Annotated in this window: 12 protein-coding genes; 5 read left to right on the top strand and 7 right to left on the bottom strand. The window is 69.0% G+C overall.

Annotated elements, in window-relative coordinates:
- Positions 1–16: 16 nt before the first annotated feature.
- Positions 17–661 (top strand): ribosome hibernation-promoting factor, HPF/YfiA family, encoded by a 645-nt coding sequence (gene hpf, locus HF680_RS06910; protein ID WP_161639571.1) that lies wholly within the window; start codon positions 17–19, stop codon positions 659–661.
- A gap of 77 nt (positions 662–738) precedes the next feature.
- On the top strand, positions 739–1,206 hold the full coding sequence (gene ptsN, locus HF680_RS06915) for a PTS IIA-like nitrogen regulatory protein PtsN (RefSeq protein WP_161639572.1): 468 nt from the start codon (positions 739–741) through the stop codon (positions 1,204–1,206).
- A 42-nt stretch (positions 1,207–1,248) separates the two neighbouring features.
- Here ptsN and HF680_RS06920 read toward each other — a convergent pair whose 3' ends face one another.
- The 5 genes from HF680_RS06920 to HF680_RS06940 form a co-directional block, all read right to left on the bottom strand.
- On the bottom strand, positions 1,249–1,500 hold the full coding sequence (locus HF680_RS06920) for a DUF1150 family protein (RefSeq protein WP_017506777.1): 252 nt from the start codon (positions 1,498–1,500) through the stop codon (positions 1,249–1,251).
- Between the two features lie 64 nt (positions 1,501–1,564).
- Positions 1,565–1,987: an Hsp20 family protein gene (locus tag HF680_RS06925; RefSeq protein ID WP_185224525.1), complete on the bottom strand. Its 423-nt coding sequence runs from the start codon at positions 1,985–1,987 to the stop codon at positions 1,565–1,567.
- A 115-nt stretch (positions 1,988–2,102) separates the two neighbouring features.
- The gene (locus HF680_RS06930; RefSeq protein WP_185224526.1) at positions 2,103–3,416 is read right to left on the bottom strand and encodes an ammonium transporter; all 1,314 of its coding nucleotides are present in this window, start codon (positions 3,414–3,416) and stop codon (positions 2,103–2,105) included.
- A 29-nt stretch (positions 3,417–3,445) separates the two neighbouring features.
- Entirely contained in the window at positions 3,446–7,957 is a 4,512-nt protein-coding gene (gene gltB / locus HF680_RS06935) for a glutamate synthase large subunit (protein ID WP_185224527.1), read from the bottom strand.
- Positions 7,954–9,381, bottom strand: coding sequence for an NAD(P)-dependent oxidoreductase (locus tag HF680_RS06940; RefSeq protein WP_185224528.1), 1,428 nt, complete (start codon positions 9,379–9,381; stop codon positions 7,954–7,956). Before HF680_RS06940 ends, gltB begins: the two co-directional genes overlap by 4 nt.
- Before the next feature lie 223 nt (positions 9,382–9,604).
- Between HF680_RS06940 and HF680_RS06945 the strand changes: the two genes are divergently transcribed.
- Positions 9,605–12,016 carry a membrane-bound PQQ-dependent dehydrogenase, glucose/quinate/shikimate family gene (locus tag HF680_RS06945; RefSeq protein ID WP_185224529.1) on the top strand — a complete coding sequence of 804 codons (2,412 nt, stop codon included), beginning with the start codon at positions 9,605–9,607 and terminating at the stop codon, positions 12,014–12,016.
- A gap of 180 nt (positions 12,017–12,196) precedes the next feature.
- Here the strand turns inward: HF680_RS06945 and HF680_RS06950 are convergent, their stop codons facing one another.
- Both HF680_RS06950 and proB read right to left on the bottom strand, forming a co-directional pair.
- Positions 12,197–13,459, bottom strand: a complete 1,263-nt coding sequence (locus HF680_RS06950) for a glutamate-5-semialdehyde dehydrogenase (protein ID WP_185224530.1) — start codon at positions 13,457–13,459, stop codon at positions 12,197–12,199.
- The gene (gene proB / locus HF680_RS06955) at positions 13,456–14,625 is read right to left on the bottom strand and encodes a glutamate 5-kinase (RefSeq protein ID WP_185224531.1); all 1,170 of its coding nucleotides are present in this window, start codon (positions 14,623–14,625) and stop codon (positions 13,456–13,458) included. The genes HF680_RS06950 and proB overlap by 4 nt, the downstream gene beginning before the upstream one ends.
- Before the next feature lie 251 nt (positions 14,626–14,876).
- On the opposite strand from proB, the gene HF680_RS06960 reads away from it, so the two are divergent.
- The gene (locus HF680_RS06960; protein ID WP_317134009.1) at positions 14,877–15,470 is read left to right on the top strand and encodes a ZIP family metal transporter; all 594 of its coding nucleotides are present in this window, start codon (positions 14,877–14,879) and stop codon (positions 15,468–15,470) included.
- A 230-nt stretch (positions 15,471–15,700) separates the two neighbouring features.
- Positions 15,701–17,938: a glycoside hydrolase family 3 N-terminal domain-containing protein gene (locus tag HF680_RS06965; RefSeq protein WP_185224532.1), complete on the top strand. Its 2,238-nt coding sequence runs from the start codon at positions 15,701–15,703 to the stop codon at positions 17,936–17,938.
- Positions 17,939–17,978: the final 40 nt, after the last annotated feature.

Genomic DNA, 17,978 nt, shown 5'->3' on the forward strand with positions numbered 1-17,978 from the left:
GGCGCGTTCTATCGACATGCAAGTCCAAGTCAGCGGCAAGCAAGTGGATGTCGGCGAAGCGTTAGGCTCGCGCATCTCCCAGGAACTCGAAGACGGGGTCGGAAAATACTTCGCCCGAGGCGGTGAAGACGCCGAGGTCGTGGTGTCCAAGGACGGCCACAACTTCAAGGTGGACTGTTGGGTCCGCCTCGCGTCCGGCCAGACCCTGGTGACGACCGGCATGGGCGGCGACGCCCACTCGGCCTTCACCGAGGCGCTGGATCGGCTCGAAAAGCGGGTTCGCCGCTACAAGCGCCGGCTCAAGGACCATCACATCGGGCCCAAGGGTTTGTCGCCCGAGAAGACCGAAAACGCCGCCCGCGAAGTCGCACGCAGCATCGTGCTGCGTGATCCCGACAGCGTGGAAGACGATGTCTTCGGCGACACCGGCGAGAACGACGGCCCGCCGCCGGTAGGCATGGTCATCGCCGAAACCGAGCACGAAATCCGCACCATCACGGTCGGACGGGCTGTGCTGGAGCTGGACATGACGGGCTATCCGGTCGTGCTGTTCCGCAACGCGGCGCACGGCGGTCTGGCGGTCGTCTATCGGCGTCCGGACGGCAATGTCGGATGGATCGATCCCGAACGGACGGCCAAGGCCAACGGTTCGGTGAACTAAGCCTCAGTTTGACTTCGGCGCGGTTGTCTCTAAACGGGCGGCCGCGCGTTGTCTGCTGCGTGTATCGAGGTTGTGTAATGGACATCGGTGATCTGCTCGCGCCCAAGGGCGTGGTGCTGCGCAGCGGCGCATCGTCCAAGCGACAGGCGCTCCACGCGCTGGCCGAGGCGGCGTCGCACGCGCTGGGCCTCGACGAAGCCCGCATCTTCGACGCCTTGATGGAACGCGAGACGCTGGGATCGACCGGGCTGGGATCCGGGGTCGCGGTGCCGCACGCGCGTCTGACCGAAGTCGACAAGGTGACGGCCGTTTTCGTGCGGCTGGATACGCCTGTGGCCTATGATGCGGTGGACGACCGGCCGGTCGATCTGATCGTCGGCCTGTTTGCGCCGCCCAAGGCGGGGGCCGAGCATCTGAGAGCTTTGGCGGCGGTGTCGCGCGCGCTGCGGTCGCCCGAACTGCGGGAACAACTCAGACAGGCGCGCACGACCGATGCGATCCGCGCCCTGTTCGTCAAGGACGCCACGGCCGCGACAGCGGCCTGAACTTCGGCGTGAACGGCGGCGCCTGCGCCGCCATGCATCAGATCAGTGAACGGAAACCGGCTCCAGCTCGTGCGCTACGGCGGCGGCGAAGGCGGTGTCGCGGTCGATCATGACCGCCAGACGCTCGCCGTCGGCGCTGTGGACGGCATAGAGCATCTGGCCGGGGTTCAGATCCACGTCCTTGATCTCGACCGCCTCTTCAAGCAGGTCCGAGGCCTTGATCTCGCGCACATACACCAGGTCGGGGGCGCCCAGTCCGGCAAAGTCTTCCTTGGTCATCGTCATCGGCGTCATTAGGACCGCCTCCTTCATATTTGACAACGCCCGGATCGCCGGGCGGTTCGAATGGCTATGGTTTTCAGCCGGCCGTGATCGGAATACGCCGCACCTGACGCTTGGCCTCGGGCCGGATCAGATCGACGTGCAGCAGGCCATGCTCCAGCCGGGCGCCCTCGACCTCCAGCCCGTCGGCCAGGACGAAGTTTCGCACGAAGCCGCGCGCCGCGATGCCGCGATGCAGAAAGGCCTGTTCGCCCCTGCCCGCATCGTCGCGCTTGCCGGCGATGGTCAGCTGGCGGCCGTCCAGGGTGATGGCCAGTTCGTCGGGCGCGAACCCGGCGACGGCCAGGCTGATGCGGACGCCCGCATCGCCGATCTGTTCGACATTGTAGGGCGGATAGCTTTCGGCCGCGGCCTTGGCGGCGCGGTCGATCAGGGCGCGGGTGTGGTCGAAGCCCAGCAGAAAGGGGCTGTCGAACAGGAGGGTGCGCGTCGTCGTCATCTGGGGTCCTTGCGTCAGCGACCGAGCGGTCGGTCTCCCGCAATCGGCAAGACCGTCCGTCACAGATGAAGATGGGGGCTGGCGAGGGCGGGATCAACCGGCAGCGCCTGTGGGGTCAGTGGATGGCCTCGCCGTGCTGGGTATAGTCCAGCCCCTCGACCTCTTCGTCCTTGGTGACGCGCAGGCCCGTGGTGACCTTGCAGATCATCAGGACGACGAAGGTGCCCGCCGCGCTCCAGGCCATGACGCCGACCAGGCCGACAGCCTGTTTCCACACGGTCGCCCCCTCCGACAGGGCGTTGACGGTCGTGGTGGCGAAGACGCCGGTCAGCAGGGCGCCGACGATGCCGCCGACGCCGTGAACTCCGAAGGCGTCCAGACTGTCATCGTATTTCAGCGCGTGCTTCAGCCAGACCGCACCCGCGTAGCAGGCCGGACCGCCGATCAGGCCGATGAAGAAGGCCCCTTTGGGGTCGACGAAGCCGGCGGCGGGGGTGATGGCGACCAGACCGCCGACGACGCCTGACAGCAGGCCCAGCAGGGTCGGGCGCTTGCGATCGAACCATTCGAGGGACATCCAGCCCAGAGCCGCGCTGCCGGCGGCCAGAATGGTGTTGAAGGCGGCGGTGGCGGCCAGCGCATCCGCCGCGCCCGCCGATCCGGCGTTGAAGCCCAGCCAGCCGACCAACAGCAGGCCGGTGCCGATGGCGCTATAGACCAAGTTGGCGGGGGCCATGTTGTCGCGCCCGAAGCCGTGACGCGGCCCAAGCACCAGGGCGCAGACCAGGCCGGCGATCCCGGCGTTGACGTGGACCACCGCCCCGCCCGCGAAATCGAGCACGCCCAGTCCGCCCAGCCAGCCGCCGCCCCAGACCTGATGACAGATCGGCGCATAGACGATCAGGTGCCACAGGCCGAAGAACAGCAGGCTGGCCGAGAATTTCATCCGCTCGGCGAAGGCGCCGGCGATCAGGGCCGGGGTGATGATGGCGAAGGTCATCTGGAAGGCGACGAACAGCAGTTCGGGCAGGCCGGGCAGCAGGCTGTGGGCCGTCCGGGCGGTGACGCCGTTCAGGAAGGCGGCCTGGACCCCGCCGATGAAGCCGTTGATTGCCTCCGGGCCCTTGCTGAACGACAGACTGTAGCCGACCAGGAACCACAGGACCGAGACGATGGCGAAGGCGGCCGCCGATTGGGCCACGACGCTGATGATGTTCTTCTTCCTGACCATGCCGCCGTAGAACAGGGCCAGGCCCGGCAGGGTCATCAGCAGGACCAGCGCCGTCGAGGTCAGGATCCAGGCCGTCGCCGCCGTGTCGATGACCAGGGGCGCCTGATGCGCCAGCAGAGCCGGCGCCGCCCAGGCCGGTGAGGCCAAGGCCGCCGCCCCGGCGACGAGCGTGACGGCGAGGGCGGCGGATCGGGTCATGGCGGCTTTCTGGGGCAGGCGGTTCGGTGTCAGGCGGAGGTCTTCAGGCGTTCCGTGCGGGCGACGATGTCGGTCAGGGGCACGATGCGGACGAAGCGATTCAGGCTGTTGTCCCAATCCGCCAGCAGACGCCGCGCCAGGGGCGAGGCCGTTGCGGCCAGATGCGCCTCGATCAGGCCCTTCAGCCGCTCGGCCGCCTCTGCGTCCATGTCGGTCACGCCCGCCAGGTCGCCGTTCAGGGCGCGCTCGGCATGGCCCGGCTGGTCCAGCACGAACAGCTCGCCGCCGCTCATGCCCGCCGCCAGGTTCCAGCCGACCGACCCCAGGACGACCACGCGCCCGCCGGTCATATATTCGCAGCCGTGCGCGCCCAGGCCCTCGACCACGGCCTCGGCGCCGGAGTTTCTGACCGCAAACCGCTCGCCCGCCGCGCCGGCGACGAACAGCCGGCCGGAGGTCGCGCCATACAGGGTGGTGTTGCCGCAGATCAGCTGATCCTCGCGCCATTCCGGCGTGCGGATGGAGATTTCGGCGCCCGACAAGCCCTTGCCGACATAGTCGTTGGCCTCGCCGGTCAGATGCAGTTCCAGACCCTTGGCGGCGAAGGCGCCGAAGCTCTGGCCCGCGATACCTTCCAGCCGCAGCTTCAGACGGCCTGCCGGACCTTGCGCGCCGAAGCGCCGCACGATGGCCGAGGACAGGGCCGCGCCGACCGTGCGCTGGGTGTTGTTCAGCGGATAGGACAGTTCCAGCGTCTGGCCGCGATCCAGGAAGCGCACGGCGTCCTTCAGCACGGCGGCGTCCAGGCTGTCGGCGATGGGCTTGCGGGTCGTCTTGTCGGCCCATCTGCCGGCCGCGCCCTCGTCCACCTGAACCAGCAGCGGGTTCAGGTCCAGGTCGTCCAGATGCGAGCCGCCGCGACGGACCTGACGCAGCAGGTCGGTGCGGCCGATGATCTCGTCCATCGTGCGCGCGCCGATCGAGGCCAGGATCTCGCGCGTCTCCTCGGCGATGAAGGTGAACAGGTTCACCACCTTGTCGGGCGTGCCGGTGAACTTCTCGCGCAGCCGCTCGTCCTGAGAGCAGACGCCGACGGGACAGGTGTTGGAATGGCACTGGCGCACCATCAGACAGCCCATGGCGATCAGGGCGGCGGTGCCGACGCCGTATTCCTCGGCCCCCAGCATGGCGGCGATGACCACGTCGCGGCCGGTGCGGACGCCGCCGTCGGTTCTCAACGTGACCGAACCGCGCAGATTGTTCAGCGTCAGCACCTGATGCGCCTCGGCCAGGCCGATCTCCCACGGCAGGCCGGCGTGCTTGATCGAGGTCTGGGGCGAGGCGCCGGTGCCGCCGTTGTGGCCGGCGATCAGGATGGCGTCGGCATTGGCCTTGGCGACCCCGGACGCAATGGCGCCGATGCCCGAGGCGGACACCAGCTTTACCGTCACCCGCGCATCGGGGTTGATGGCCTTCAGGTCGTAGATGAGCTGAGCCAGATCCTCGATCGAATAGATGTCGTGGTGCGGCGGCGGACTGATCAGGGTCGTGCCGGGCACGGCGTGGCGCATCCGGGCGATGAACTCGGTGACCTTGAAGCCGGGCAGCTGTCCGCCCTCGCCGGGCTTGGCGCCCTGGGCCACCTTGATCTCGATCTCGCGACACTGGTTCAGATATTCGGCCGTGACGCCGAACCGGCCCGAGGCCACCTGTTTCACGGCCGAGTTGGCGTCGTCGCCGTTCGGACGCGGGTGATAGCGTTCCGGATCCTCGCCGCCCTCGCCCGAGACCGAGCGGGCGCCGATGCGGTTCATGGCGATGTTCAGCGTCTCGTGCGCCTCTGGCCCCAGGGCGCCCAGCGACATGGCCTGGGTCAGGAAGCGGCGGCGGATGTCCGACACGCTCTCGACCTGGTCCAGCGGAATGGGCGCGCCTTCGCGGAAGTCTAGGAGGTCGCGCAGGGACAGGTCGGCCTGGGCGCGGACGACCTCGGAGAACTGCTTGAAGCGGCGATAGTCGCCGCGATTGCAGGCGTCCTGCAGCAGGTGGATGGTCTTAGCCTCGTGGGCGTGGGCCTCGCCGCCCGAACGGATCTTGAAGAAGCCGCCGATGGCCGGCGAAGGGACAGCCTCGCCCCAGGCGATGCGGTGCCGCTTCATCGCCGCCTGCTCCAGACCGGCCAGACCGATGCCGGAGATGCGCGACGGGGCGCCGGGGAAGAACTCGGCGGTCAGCGCCCGCGACAGGCCCAGCACCTCGAACTCACAGCCGCCGCGATAGGCGGAGATGACGCTGATCCCTTTGCGGGCCAGGGTCTTCAGCAGGCCCGCCTCGATGCCGGCCTTGTAGTTCAGGCAGGCGTCGCGCAGCGTCAGGCCGGGATACAGGCCCCGGTCCAGACGCTCCTGGAACAGGTCCTGGGCCAGCCAGGCGTTGACGGTGGTGGCGCCGACACCGACCAGGACCGCGAAACCGTGCGGGTCCAGCGTCTCGGCGGTGCGGACGACGATGGAGCAGTAGGAACGCAGGCCCGCCTTGGTCAGGCGGCCGTGGACCCCGGCGGTGGCCAGGATCATGGGCGCGGCCAGACGATCCGCCGACCCGGCCTGGTCGGTCAGCACGATCAGGGCGGCCCCGTCGCGCGCGGCCGCCTCGGCCTCGTCCATGATGCGGTCCAGCGCGGCGCGCAGGGCCGCGCCCGGGCGGGCGTCTTCGGACGGCAGGGCGTAGCTGCAGTCGATGACCACGGTCGAACCGGCGCCGACCGTGTCGATCATCCGCTCGTACATGCCGTTGGTCAGGACCGGGCTGTCCAGCACGAAGACGTCGGTCTGGGCCTCTTCCTCGGCCAGGATGTTGCCCAGGTTCTTGAACCGGGTCTTCAGGCTCATGGCGCCCGCTTCACGTAGCGGGTCGATGGGCGGGTTGGTGACCTGGCTGAAGTTCTGGCGGAAGTAGTGGCTCAGCGGGCGGGGCAGGGCCGACAGCACGGCGGGCGGGGTGTCGTCGCCCATCGAACCGACCGCCTCCTTGCCGTCGCGCACCAGGGCGTCCAGCAGCAGGTCCAGGTCCTCGCGGCTGTAGCCGGCGGCGATCTGGCGGCGCGTCAGGGCCTCGCCCGAGGCCGAGCGCGGTTCGGGTCCAGGGCCGATGATCGGCTCCAGATCGACCATATTGTCCAGCCACGCCTCATAGGGGTGGGCGGCGGCCAGGGCGTCGATGGCCTCATGCTCGTCATAGACGCGGCCGTGCTTCATATCGACGGCGATCAGCTTGCCGGGGCCGATGTGCAGGCGGCGCTTCACCCGGCTCTCGGGGATGGGCACCAGACCGGCCTCGGAACCGGCCATCAGCAGGCCGTCCACGGTCTCCACGGCGCGCAGGGGACGCAGGCCGTTGCGATCCTTGCCCGCCACGATCCAGCGGCCGTCGGCGGCGCAGATGGCGGCCGGGCCGTCCCACGGCTCCATCACCGCATTGCAATAGGCGTAGAAGGCCCGGTGTTCGGCGGGCATGACCACATCGTCCTTCGCCCAGGCCTCGGGGATCAGCAGGGCCTTGGCCATCGGCGCGGGGCGACCGGCGTGGACCAGCACCTCCATGACGTTGTCCAGAGCGGCGGAGTCCGATCCGCCCGGCTGGACCACCGGTTTCACCTCGCGGTCGCGGTCTCCGAAGGCGCCGGCCGCCATGCGGATCTCGTGCGACTTCATCCAGTTCAGATTGCCCTTCAGCGTGTTGATCTCGCCGTTGTGGGCCATCATGCGGAAGGGCTGGGCCAGCTTCCATTCCGGGAAGGTGTTGGTCGAATAGCGCTGGTGGAAGACCGCATAGGCCGAGACGAAGCGTGGGTCCTCCAGATCGGGATACAGGTCGCCCAGCAATTCGGCCCGCACCATCCCCTTGTAGGCGATGGAGCGCGCGGACAGGGTGCAGATATAGACGCCCGCCAGGTTCTCGGTCTTGACCGTCTTCTCGATGCGGCGGCGGCACAGATACAGTTCGCGCTCCAGCGCCTCGCCGTCCAGCGGTTGGCCCGCGTCGTCCAGCAGCGGGGCCAGCATGATCTGTTCGATCTCGGGCCGGGTCGCGCCGGCCTTGGTCCCCACGACCGACAGGTCGATGGGTGTCTGGCGCCAGCCATAAATCCAGAAGCCGGCGCGCAGGGCCTCGGTCTCGACGATGGCGCGGGCGCGGTCCTGGGCGCCCAGGTCGGTGCGCGGCAGGAAGACCTGACCGACGCAGATGGGCCCAGGACGCAGGGACTGGCCGATCGAGGCTACTTGTTCGGCGAAGAAGCCTTGCGGCAGCTCGGCCATGATGCCGGCGCCGTCGCCCGACAGGCCGTCGGGATCGACCGCGCCGCGGTGGGCCACGGCCTTCAGGCTGCGGATTGCATATTCGACCACGTCGCGGCGCGGCGTGCCGTCGATGGAACAGACCAGCCCGACGCCGCAGGCGTCGCGCTCCGAGCTGCGATCATAGGCGCCGCCGGCTTCCAGTCGGTTGCGGGTCTCTTCGTATTTCTTCAGCCAGGTCATGCCGCGACCTCCTCGGTGCGGGTCTTGAAGTAGCGGTCGATCTCGGCGGCGGCGTCCTGGCCTTCGCGGACGGCCCAGACGACCAGGGAGGCGCCGCGCACCGCGTCGCCGGCGGCGAAGACGCCGGGCAGGCTGGTGGCGAAACTGACCGAGCCGACCTTGATCGTGCCGTCGTCGCGCAGGCGCAGGTTCGGCTCATGCGCCGCGAACGGCTCGGGCGAGAAGCCCAGGGCCTCGATGACGATGTCGGCCGGCACGTCGAAGTCGGCGCCGGGGACGGGGACGATGTCGCGACGCTGGCCGGGCAGGGCTTCCGTCAACTGCATGCGCGCGGCGCGCACGCCCGTGACCTGATCGCCCTGCGACAGCAGGGCCTTGGGCGCAGCCAGCCATTCGAACACGACGCCTTCCTCTTCGGCGTTGACGACTTCGCGGGCCGAGCCCGGCATGTTGTCGCGGTCACGACGATACAGGCAGGTGACGCTGGCCGCGCCTTGACGCACGGCGGTGCGGACGCAGTCCATGGCGGTGTCGCCGCCGCCGATCACGACCACGCGCTTGCCGCGCGCCTCGTGCCAGCCGTCCTGTTCGGCGTCGCCCAGATCGCGGCGGTTCTGATGCGTCAGATAGGACAGGGCGGCGACGGTCGAATCCGGCCCGCGACCGGGCGCCGACAGGATGCGCGGCTGATAGACGCCCATGGCCAGCAGGACGACATCGTGGCGGTCGCGCAGTTCGGTCAGGGTCACGTCCTTGCCGACCTCGCAGCCCAGCACGAACTGGACGCCGCTGTCGATCAGCCGGTCCACGCGGCGCTGGACGACGTGCTTCTCCAGCTTGAAGCCGGGGATGCCGTAGATCAGCAGGCCGCCGGCGCGGTCGTGACGGTCATAGATCGTAACCTGATAGCCCTCGCAGCGCAGGCGGTCGGCGGCGGCCAGACCGGCCGGACCGGCGCCGACGATCCCGACCGTTTCGCCGCGTTCGGCCGCCGGGCGGATCGGCTCGACCCAGCCGTTGGCGAAGGCCTGGTCGCCCAGCCAAGCCTCGACCGAGCCGATGGTCACGGCGTCCCAGCCGGACTGGTTCAAGGTGCACGACCCTTCGCACAGTCGGTCCTGCGGGCAGATGCGGCCGCAGATTTCGGGCATGGTCGAGGTCAGGGACGCGACGCGCCAGGCCTCGCGCGGCTCGTTCTCGGCCGACAGGCGCAGCCAGTCGGGGATGTTGTTCTGAAGCGGGCAGGCGTTCTGGCAGAAGGGCACGCCGCAGTCGGTGCAGCGCGACGCCTGTTTTTCGGCCGTCTCCGTGGACGGCGGAATCGTGATCTCGCCGAAACCGCGCGCGCGCAGTTCGGCCGAGGCCTTGGACAGGCGGCGAGGTTCGACGACGAATGTCCCGCCTTGCTTCAGGGTCTTATGCATATCTCGCATATGCCGCAAACGAGGCGTTAGAGGCAAATATTATTGCAATGAGGCGTTCTCAGCGGACCAAAAAGAATAAATCATCCAATCGGGCGCGTTTCGTCGTCAAAAATTGCTGATGATGGCCGTTTGCGCCGCAACAGGATTTTGTGCGACAATAGGAACCGGCCCGGCCTCGGGGCGTTCAAAAGACGGATTTCAGCAGACAACAGAGAGTGCGCCCATGCCCCGATGGACAACCCCGACCGGCCTGGGGGGATGGCTGACGTTGCTGCTCGGGGTGCTGCTGGCCGTAATCGGTGTGGTGCTGACGGTCGGCGGCGTTCAGCTCGCGATGCTGGGCGGCTCCTGGTATTATCTGATTGCAGGCCTGGGGCTGATCGTCTCGGGCCTTCTGCTTGTCTGGCGCGACGTGCGCGGGGCCTGGCTCTATGGCGTGGTCTTCGTCGCCACGGTGATCTGGGCGCTGTGGGAGAAGGGCCTGAACGGCTGGGCCATGATCCCCCGCCTGGTCGGGCCGCTGGTGCTGATGTTCCTGGTGCTGGCGACCCTGCCTGTGCTGCGCTCGCGCGGCGGCGGCAAGACGGCGGGCCTCGGCGCGCTCGGGCTGGCGATCCTGACGGTCGTGTTCGGCCTGGTGGTCGGTCAGATCAACGCGCCCGGCATCGACAGCCCGGTGCCCGGCGCGCGGGGGCCGTTCGGCGATCCCGCCCTGATCAAGGCCGGCATGGACTGGCCCGCCTATGGCGGATCTGACGCCGCCCAGCGCTATTCGCCGCTGAACCAGATCAACAAGACCAACGTCGGCCAGCTGGAGCGGGCCTGGACCTTCCGCACCGGCGACCTGCCCGGCGAACGGTTCGGCGCCGAGACTACGCCGCTGAAGATCGCCGACACCGTGTATCTCTGCTCAGGTCGCAACAAGATGTTCGCCCTGGACGCCAACACCGGCCGGCAGAAATGGGCCTATGATCCCAAGGTGGCGGACGAGCAGATCCCCTACACCGCCGCCTGCCGGGGCGTGACCTATTACGCCGCGCCCAACGTCGATCAGGCCCAGCCCTGCGCGATGCGCATCATCGAAGGCACGCTGGACGGGCGCATCATCGCGGTCGATGCGCGCACCGGCGTGCCTTGCCCCGGCTTCGGAACCAACGGCGCCGTCAGCATCAAGGAGGGGATGGGCAATCCCTATCCCGGCATGGTGTCGATCACCTCGCCGCCCGTCGTCGTGCGCGGCGTCATCGTCACGGGCCACCAGGTGCTGGACGGCCAGAAACGCTGGAACGCCTCGGGCGTGATCCAGGGCTATGACGTCGTCACCGGTCAGCTGCGCTTCGCCTGGGACATGATGCGTCCCGACATCACCACTGCCCCTCCGGCCGGTCAGACCTATACGCCGGGCACGCCGAACATGTGGACGACGGCGACGGGCGACGAAGCCCTGGGCCTGGTCTATCTGCCGATGGGCAACTCGGCCGCCGACTACTATTCGTCGCTGCGCCGGCCGCAGGAGAACCAGTATTCCAGCGCCCTGGTCGCGCTGGACGTCACGACGGGCAAGCCACGCTGGAGCTATCAGACCGTCCGCCGCGACGTCTGGGACTATGACCTGGGTTCGCAGGTGACGCTGGTCGACATGCCGACCGCAGGGGGCGTGACGCCTGCGGTGATCCTGCCGTCCAAGCGCGGCGAAATCTTCGTGCTGGATCGCCGCACGGGCCAGCCCCTGCACGGCGTTCAGGATCGTCCGGCCCCGCGCGGCGGCGTCGAACCGGCGCAGCGCGCGGCGACCCAGCCCTATTCACTGTTCAACACCCTGGCCAAACCCGACCTGCGCGAAGTCGACATGTGGGGCATGTCGCCGATCGATCAGATGATCTGCCGCATCCAGTTCAAGAAGGCGTCGTACCAGGGCCAGTTCACGCCGCCGACTGCCGACCGTCGCTTCATCGAATATCCGGGCTACAACGGCGGTTCGGACTGGGGCAGCGTGGCGCTGGATCCGCGTCGCGGCGTGATCATCGCCAACTATAACGACATGCCCAACTACAACCGGTTGGTGCCGCGCGCCGAGGCGAACAAGCGGGGCTGGTTCCCCCGCGACGACCCTCGCTATCAGGCCGAGACGAACGGCGAGGGCGCCAAGGCCGAGGGCGCGGGTGATCCGCAGATGGGCGTGCCCTATGCGATCGACGTCAACGCCGGCTGGCGGATGCCTTTCACCGGCCTGCTGTGCAAGGAGCCTCCGTACGGCGGCATCCGCGCCATCGACGTGCAAAGCGGCAAGACCCTGTGGGACCGTCCGTTCGGCACGGCGCGCAAGAACGGGCCGTTCGGCATCCCCTCGATGCTGCCGCTGGAAATCGGCACGCCGAACAACGGCGGCTCGGTGGTCACGGCGGGCGGCCTGATCTTCATCGCCGCCGCGACCGACGACCTGATCCGCGCCATCGATATCGAGACGGGCAAGACCGTCTGGTCCGACGTCCTGCCCGCGGGCGGTCAGGCCAACCCGATGATCTACGAGCAGAACGGCCGCCAGTATCTGGTGATCGTCGCCGCCGGCCATCACTTCATGGAAACGCCGGAGGGCGATTACGTCATCGCCTATGCGCTGCCGCAGCGCGGCTGAGACCACGCACCAATCTCCCTCCCCCGCGGGGGGAGGGTGGTCGCGTCAGCGACCGGGTGTGGGCGGCTCGGAAACGAGCCGCCTTTTCTCATTCAGCGGGATATCGCCTGCCGCCCCCACCCGGCCTCGCCTTCGGCTCAGCCACCCTCCCCGAAAGGGGAGGGAGAGGCGTTTGCGATCTTACGGCCTGATCTGGCCTTGGCCGCGCACCACGTATTTGTAAGTCGTCAGCTGCTCGGCCCCGACCGGGCCACGCGCGTGGAGGCGGTTGGTGGAGATGCCGATTTCGCCGCCGAAGCCGAACTCTCCGCCGTCAGCGAACTGGGTCGAGGCGTTGATCAGGACGATGGCGCTGTCGACCTTGGCGGCGAACCGTTCGGCGGCCTGGGCGTCGGTGGTGACGATGGCCTCGGTATGGCCCGAGCCGTAGCGGGCGATGTGGTCGGTTGCGGCCCCCAGATCGTCGACTACGCGGACGGCGAGGATCGGGGCCAGATATTCGGTGGCCCAGTCGGCCTCGGTCGCGGGCGTCATGGCTGGGACCAGGGCGCAGGCCGCTTCGTCGCCGCGCAGTTTGCAGCCGGCGGCGATCAGATCGGCGGCGACGGAGGGCAGCAGGCGCCGGGCCGCCGCCCGGTCCACCAGCAGGGTCTCGGTCGCGCCGCAGACCGACACGCGCCGCATCTTGGCGTTCAGGACGATGGCGCGGGCGGTCTCCAGATCGGCGGCTTCATGCAGATAGGTGTGGTTCAGGCCTTCCAGGTGGCTGAGCACCGCCGTCCGCGCCTCGGCCTGGACGCGGGCGACCAGGCTCTTGCCGCCGCGCGGGACGATGACGTCGATGGCGCCGTTCAGCCCGGTCAGCATCAGGCCGACCGCCTCACGGTCGGGCGTGTCGACCAGCTGCACCGCATCAGCGGGCAAGCCGGCCTCGGCGAGGGCTTCCGCGATCAGGGCGGCGATGGCCAGAGAGGACTGAAGGCAGTCGGAGCCGCAGCGCAGGATGGCCGCATTGCCTGAGCGAATGCAAAGGGCGGCGGCGTCGGCGGTAACGTTGGGGCGGCTCTCGTAAATGACGCCCAGCACGCCGATGGGGGTGCGGACGCGGGCGATGTCCAGGCCGTTGGCGGGGGTCCAGCGTTCGGTCTCGACGCCCAGCGGATCGGGCACGGCGGCGATGGTCGCCACCGCCTCGGCCATCCCGGCGATGCGGGCGGTGCTCAGCGACAGCCGATCGATCAGGGCCTCGGTCATGCCGTTCAGGCGGGCGGCCTCCACATCGCGGGCGTTGGCCGCGAGCAGGGCGGGTTCGGCGGCCGTCAGCTTTGCCGACAGGATTTCCAACGCGCGGGTGCGGGCGGCGGCGGGGGCTTCGCGCAACAGCACGGCGGCGGCGCGGGCGCGCTGGCCCAGGTCCAGCATTCGGGTCTTCAGGTCGGTCATCGGTCGTCCAGCACCATGTCGTCGCGGTGGATCAGCACCGAGGCCCCGCGATAGCCCAGCAGGGTCTCGATCTCGTCCGAGCGGCGGCCGCGAAGGCGCGCGGCCTCGTCGGCGGCGTAGGCGGCCAGGCCCACCCCGACAGCGCGACCGTTCGGGTCGATCAGACGCACGCAGTCGCCCTTTTCAAAACCTCCCGAGACGGCCGTGACCCCGGCCGGCAGCAGGCTCTTGCCCGCCTTCAGCGCCGTGACGGCCCCGGCATCCAGCGTCAGGGTTCCAGTTGGCGACAGACTGCCGGCGATCCACTGCTTATATGCGGCCATCGGCCCGTCGGGGGCGGCGATCAGGGTGGCGCGGGCGCCGTCGCGAATGGCGCTGAGCGGCGACAGGGTCTGGCCCGAGGCGATGATGGTGGCGCAACCCGCCGAGCGCGCGATCTGGGCCGCCGCCAGCTTGGTCGCCATGCCGCCGGTTCCGACGCCAGCCTCGGCGTTGGCGCCCCCGCCCATTGCCAGGATGTCGGGGCTCAGCGTCTCGATCAGGGGCAGATGGGCGGCGGTCGGATCGCGGCGCGGATCGGCGGTATAGAGGCCGTCCACGTCCGACAGCAGGACCAGCAGGTCCGCCCGCGCCAGCTGGGCCGTGCGCGCCGCCAGCCGGTCGTTGTCGCCGTAACGGATTTCCTCGGTCGCCACCGTGTCGTTCTCGTTGACGATGGGGATGACGCCGTGGGTCAACAAGGCCTCGACGGTCGCGCGGGCATTCAGCCACCGCCTGCGGCGTTCGGTGTCGTCGCGCGTCAGCAGAACCTGGCCCGCGATCAGGCCGTGCGGGTCCAGCGCCCCGGACCAGGCCGCCATCAGCAGCGACTGTCCGACCGAGGCCGCCGCCTGCTTGTCCTCCAGCCGTGCGCCCAGTCGTGATGCAAGTTGGGGCAGCCGTCCCCGGCCCAGGGCGATCGAGCCGGACGAGACGACGATGACCTCGCGCCCCTCGGCCTTCAGCGCCGCCAGGTCCGAGGCGACGGCGGCCAGCCAGTCGCGCGTCGGCTGGCGCGTGGCCGCGTCGATCAGCAGGGAGGATCCGATCTTGACCACGACCCGCCGGGCGGCGCCCAGCGCCGACGCAGCGTTCGGGCCGACGGGGAGGGCGGCGCGCTGGGACATGAAGCTTTCAATAACGCCACGGTTCGGGCTTGTCTCTTGCCGCATCGCGCCGCAATGCAGACGCATGATGGAATCCATTTCCCCCATCGCCGCAGGCGGTCTGGGCAGTCTGGCGGCGGGCATGATGACGGCGGTGGGCGCCGTGCCGCTGCTGTTCTTCCGCAAGGCGGGGGTGCAGACCCAGAGCGCCCTGTTGGGCTTCGCCGCCGGGGTCATGCTGGCGGCCTCCTTCTTCGCTGATCATTCCGGGCGTGGACGTCTTGCAGGCGGGCGGGGCCAGTCCGGCGGCGGCGGCCGGCGTCATGGGGGCGGCGGTGCTGATCGGGGCGACGGTGATCGGCCTGATGAACCGGTTCGCGCCGGTGGACATGCTGGCCATCGGACCGGCGGGATCGCGCGACCTGTCGCGGCGCATCTGGCTGTTCATCATCGCCATCACCCTGCACAACTTCCCCGAGGGCGCGGCCGTGGGCGTCAGCTTCGGCGGCGGCGACCTGCATCAAGGGCTGTCCACGGCGCTCGGCATCGGCATCCAGAACATGCCCGAGGGTCTGGCGGTGTCTGCGGCGATGGCGACCCTGGGATACGGCCGCTGGCCGGCGTTCGCGGCGGCCCTGGCCTCGGGCCTGGTTGAGCCGGTCGGCGGCCTGATCGGCGCCAGCGTGGTCGATCTCTTGCCCGGCGCCCTGCCGTGGGGGCTGGGCTTGGCGGCGGGGGCCATGATCTATGTCGTCACCGCCGAGATCATTCCCGAGACCCGCGAGAAGTCCAAGGGCGAGGGGTCGATGATCGGCCTGATGATCGGCCTGGTCGGTATGATGTTCCTGGATATCGCCCTGGGATGATGGCGGCGAAACGCGGCGTGACCGCGCAGCGGGGCGTTACATCGATTTACATGGCGAGCGGGGGTTGAAGCCGTCGGGGCCGAGAGGCTAGGCCTCTCGCTTCGCTGCTCGATTGTCCCCCGAAAGGAGCGCCAGACTAAATGACGCGACCTCTCAAGCCTGCGGCTTCCCGTAGAAATTTCTTGTCTGGCCTGGGGCTTTTGGCCCTGATGGGCGCCGGAGTTTTCCCCATGCCTGTTTCCGCCCAAGCGTCCCGCACCGTCGCCCGTCACCGCCAGAAGATCGAGGATCTGATCGCGGCCATGACGGTCGAGGAGAAGGCGGGCCAGCTGAACCTGCTGGCCGATCCGTTCCGCTGGATGCCGACGGCGGTGAACCCGCTGGACGGCACGGGCGATCCCGCGCGCGTCACGGCCCTGATCCGCGAAGGCAAGGTCGGCAGCCTGTTCAACGGCATCGGCGCCGAGGCGGGCCGTCGCATCCAGCGCGTCGCGATGGAGGAAAGCCGGCTGAAGATCCCGCTGCTGTTCGCGGCGGACGTGATCCACGGCCTGTCGACCATCTTCCCGGTGCCTCTGGCCGAGGCGGCGGCCTTCGACACCGAACTGGCGCGGCGCACGGCGCGGGCGGCGGCGGTCGAGACGGCGGCGTCGGCCGTTCACCAGACCTACGCCCCCATGGTGGACGTGGCGCGCGACCAGCGCTGGGGCCGCAACGTCGAGGGCGCGGGCGAGGACGTACTGCTGAACAACCTGCTGGCCGCCGCCCGCGTGCGCGGCTTCCAGGGCGAAAAAGGTCTGGACGACCGTGACGCGGTCCTGGCCACCGCCAAACACATGGCCGCCTATTCCGCCGCCGTCGGCGGGGTCGAATACAACACCACCGACATGAGCGAGCAGACGCTGCGCGGGGTCTTCCTGCCGCCGTTCAAGGCCTCGGTGGACGCCGGCGCCCTGTCGATCATGAGCGCCTTCAACGACGTCAACGGCGTGCCGGCCTCGGGCAGCCGCAAGCTGCTGACTGACATCCTGCGCGGCGAATGGGGCTTCGAGGGCTTCGTCGTCTCCGACTACACCTCCGAGCAGGAACTGGTGGCCCACGGCTTCGCCGAGGACGGCCGCGACGCCGCCCGCCTGGCCTTCAACGCCGGGGTCGATGTGTCGATGGTGTCGGGTCTGTATCTGGAACATCTGCCCAGCCTCGTCGCCTCGGGCGAGGTGTCGATGGCGCGTCTGGACGAGGCGGTGCGCCGCGTCCTGAACACCAAGGCGGCGCTGGGCCTGTTCGACGACCCCTATCGCGGCACCGATCCGGTGCGTGAAAAGGCGGTGGTCGGCTCGCGCGAGCACGTCGAGCTGTCGCGTGAGGCGGGCCGCAAGTCGGTCGTGCTGCTGAAAAACGATAACGGCCTGCTGCCGTTGAAGAAGAGCCAGAAGATCGCCCTGGTCGGCCCGTTCGCCGACGACGTGGACAATGTCTGGGGGCCGTGGACCATCTGGGGCGCGCCCGAGCGACGCGTGTCGCTGGAGGCCGGCTTCCGCGCGGCCATGAGCGATCCGCAGAACCTGACCGTCGCACGCGGTTCGGGCGTCGAGACGCCGCTGGACGGCGGGATCGAGCAGGCCGTCGCCGCCGCACGCGACGCTGAGGTCATCGTCCTGGCCATCGGCGAAGCGACCAACATGTCGGGCGAGGCCCAGTCACGCACCGAGATCGTGGTGCCCGCGCCGCAGGTCGCCCTGGTCGACGCTATGGCGGCGCTGGGCAAGCCCATGGTCATCCTGCTGAGGAACGGCCGGGCTCTGGCGCTGGAAGGCAATGTGAAGAACGCCCAGGCCATCGTCGTGACCTGGTTCCTGGGCGAACAGCTGGGTCATGCCGTCGCCGACGTCCTGTTCGGCGATCACGGCCCGTCGGCGCGCCTGCCGGTCAGCTTCCCGCACAAGTCGGGCCAGCAGCCCTATTCCTACGACCGCAAGACCACCGGCCGCCCGGCCAATCCCGATCTGGCGAACGAGGAATACAAGGCCCGCTATCGCGAGACGACGAATACGGCGCTGTATCCCTTCGGCTATGGCCTGACCTATGGCGCGATCAGCTATGGGCCGGTCGAGATGGAGAGCGACAAGCTGGCCTGGGCCGGCACGCTGGATCTGGCCGTGACCGTGACCAACACCGGGTCGCATCCGGCCGAGGAGCTGGTTCAGCTCTATATCCACGACCGGGTCGCCAGCCTGACCCAGCCGGGCCGATTGCTGAAGGACTTCAAGCGCGTGTCGCTGAAGCCGGGCCAGAGCACGAAGGTGACCTTCACCCTGAACGCTCGCCAACTGGGCTTCATCGGCGCGGACGAAACCTGGCGCATCGAGCCCGGTCTGTTCGACGTCTGGCTGGCGCCGCACGCCCAGGGCGGGGCCAAGGCGACGTTCCAGCTGATCGGTCCGGCGTCGATCACCGACGGGCGGTGACGCGCGCCACGTTGACGGGGCAGGCGGCAGGGCTTAACGA

Origin of the sequence: Brevundimonas huaxiensis (assembly GCF_014218725.1) — a bacterium.
Classification (GTDB): Bacteria; Pseudomonadota; Alphaproteobacteria; order Caulobacterales; family Caulobacteraceae; genus Brevundimonas; species Brevundimonas huaxiensis.

Coding starts and splice junctions, on each gene's coding strand:
- hpf (WP_161639571.1), top strand. CDS start 17: ATGCAAGTCCAAGTCAGCGGCAAGCAAGTGGATGTCGGCGAAGCGTTA.
- ptsN (WP_161639572.1), top strand. CDS start 739: ATGGACATCGGTGATCTGCTCGCGCCCAAGGGCGTGGTGCTGCGCAGC.
- HF680_RS06920 (WP_017506777.1), bottom strand. CDS start 1,500: ATGACGCCGATGACGATGACCAAGGAAGACTTTGCCGGACTGGGCGCC.
- HF680_RS06925 (WP_185224525.1), bottom strand. CDS start 1,987: ATGACGACGACGCGCACCCTCCTGTTCGACAGCCCCTTTCTGCTGGGC.
- HF680_RS06930 (WP_185224526.1), bottom strand. CDS start 3,416: ATGACCCGATCCGCCGCCCTCGCCGTCACGCTCGTCGCCGGGGCGGCG.
- gltB (WP_185224527.1), bottom strand. CDS start 7,957: ATGACCTGGCTGAAGAAATACGAAGAGACCCGCAACCGACTGGAAGCC.
- HF680_RS06940 (WP_185224528.1), bottom strand. CDS start 9,381: ATGCATAAGACCCTGAAGCAAGGCGGGACATTCGTCGTCGAACCTCGC.
- HF680_RS06945 (WP_185224529.1), top strand. CDS start 9,605: ATGCCCCGATGGACAACCCCGACCGGCCTGGGGGGATGGCTGACGTTG.
- HF680_RS06950 (WP_185224530.1), bottom strand. CDS start 13,459: ATGACCGACCTGAAGACCCGAATGCTGGACCTGGGCCAGCGCGCCCGC.
- proB (WP_185224531.1), bottom strand. CDS start 14,625: ATGTCCCAGCGCGCCGCCCTCCCCGTCGGCCCGAACGCTGCGTCGGCG.
- HF680_RS06965 (WP_185224532.1), top strand. CDS start 15,701: ATGCCTGTTTCCGCCCAAGCGTCCCGCACCGTCGCCCGTCACCGCCAG.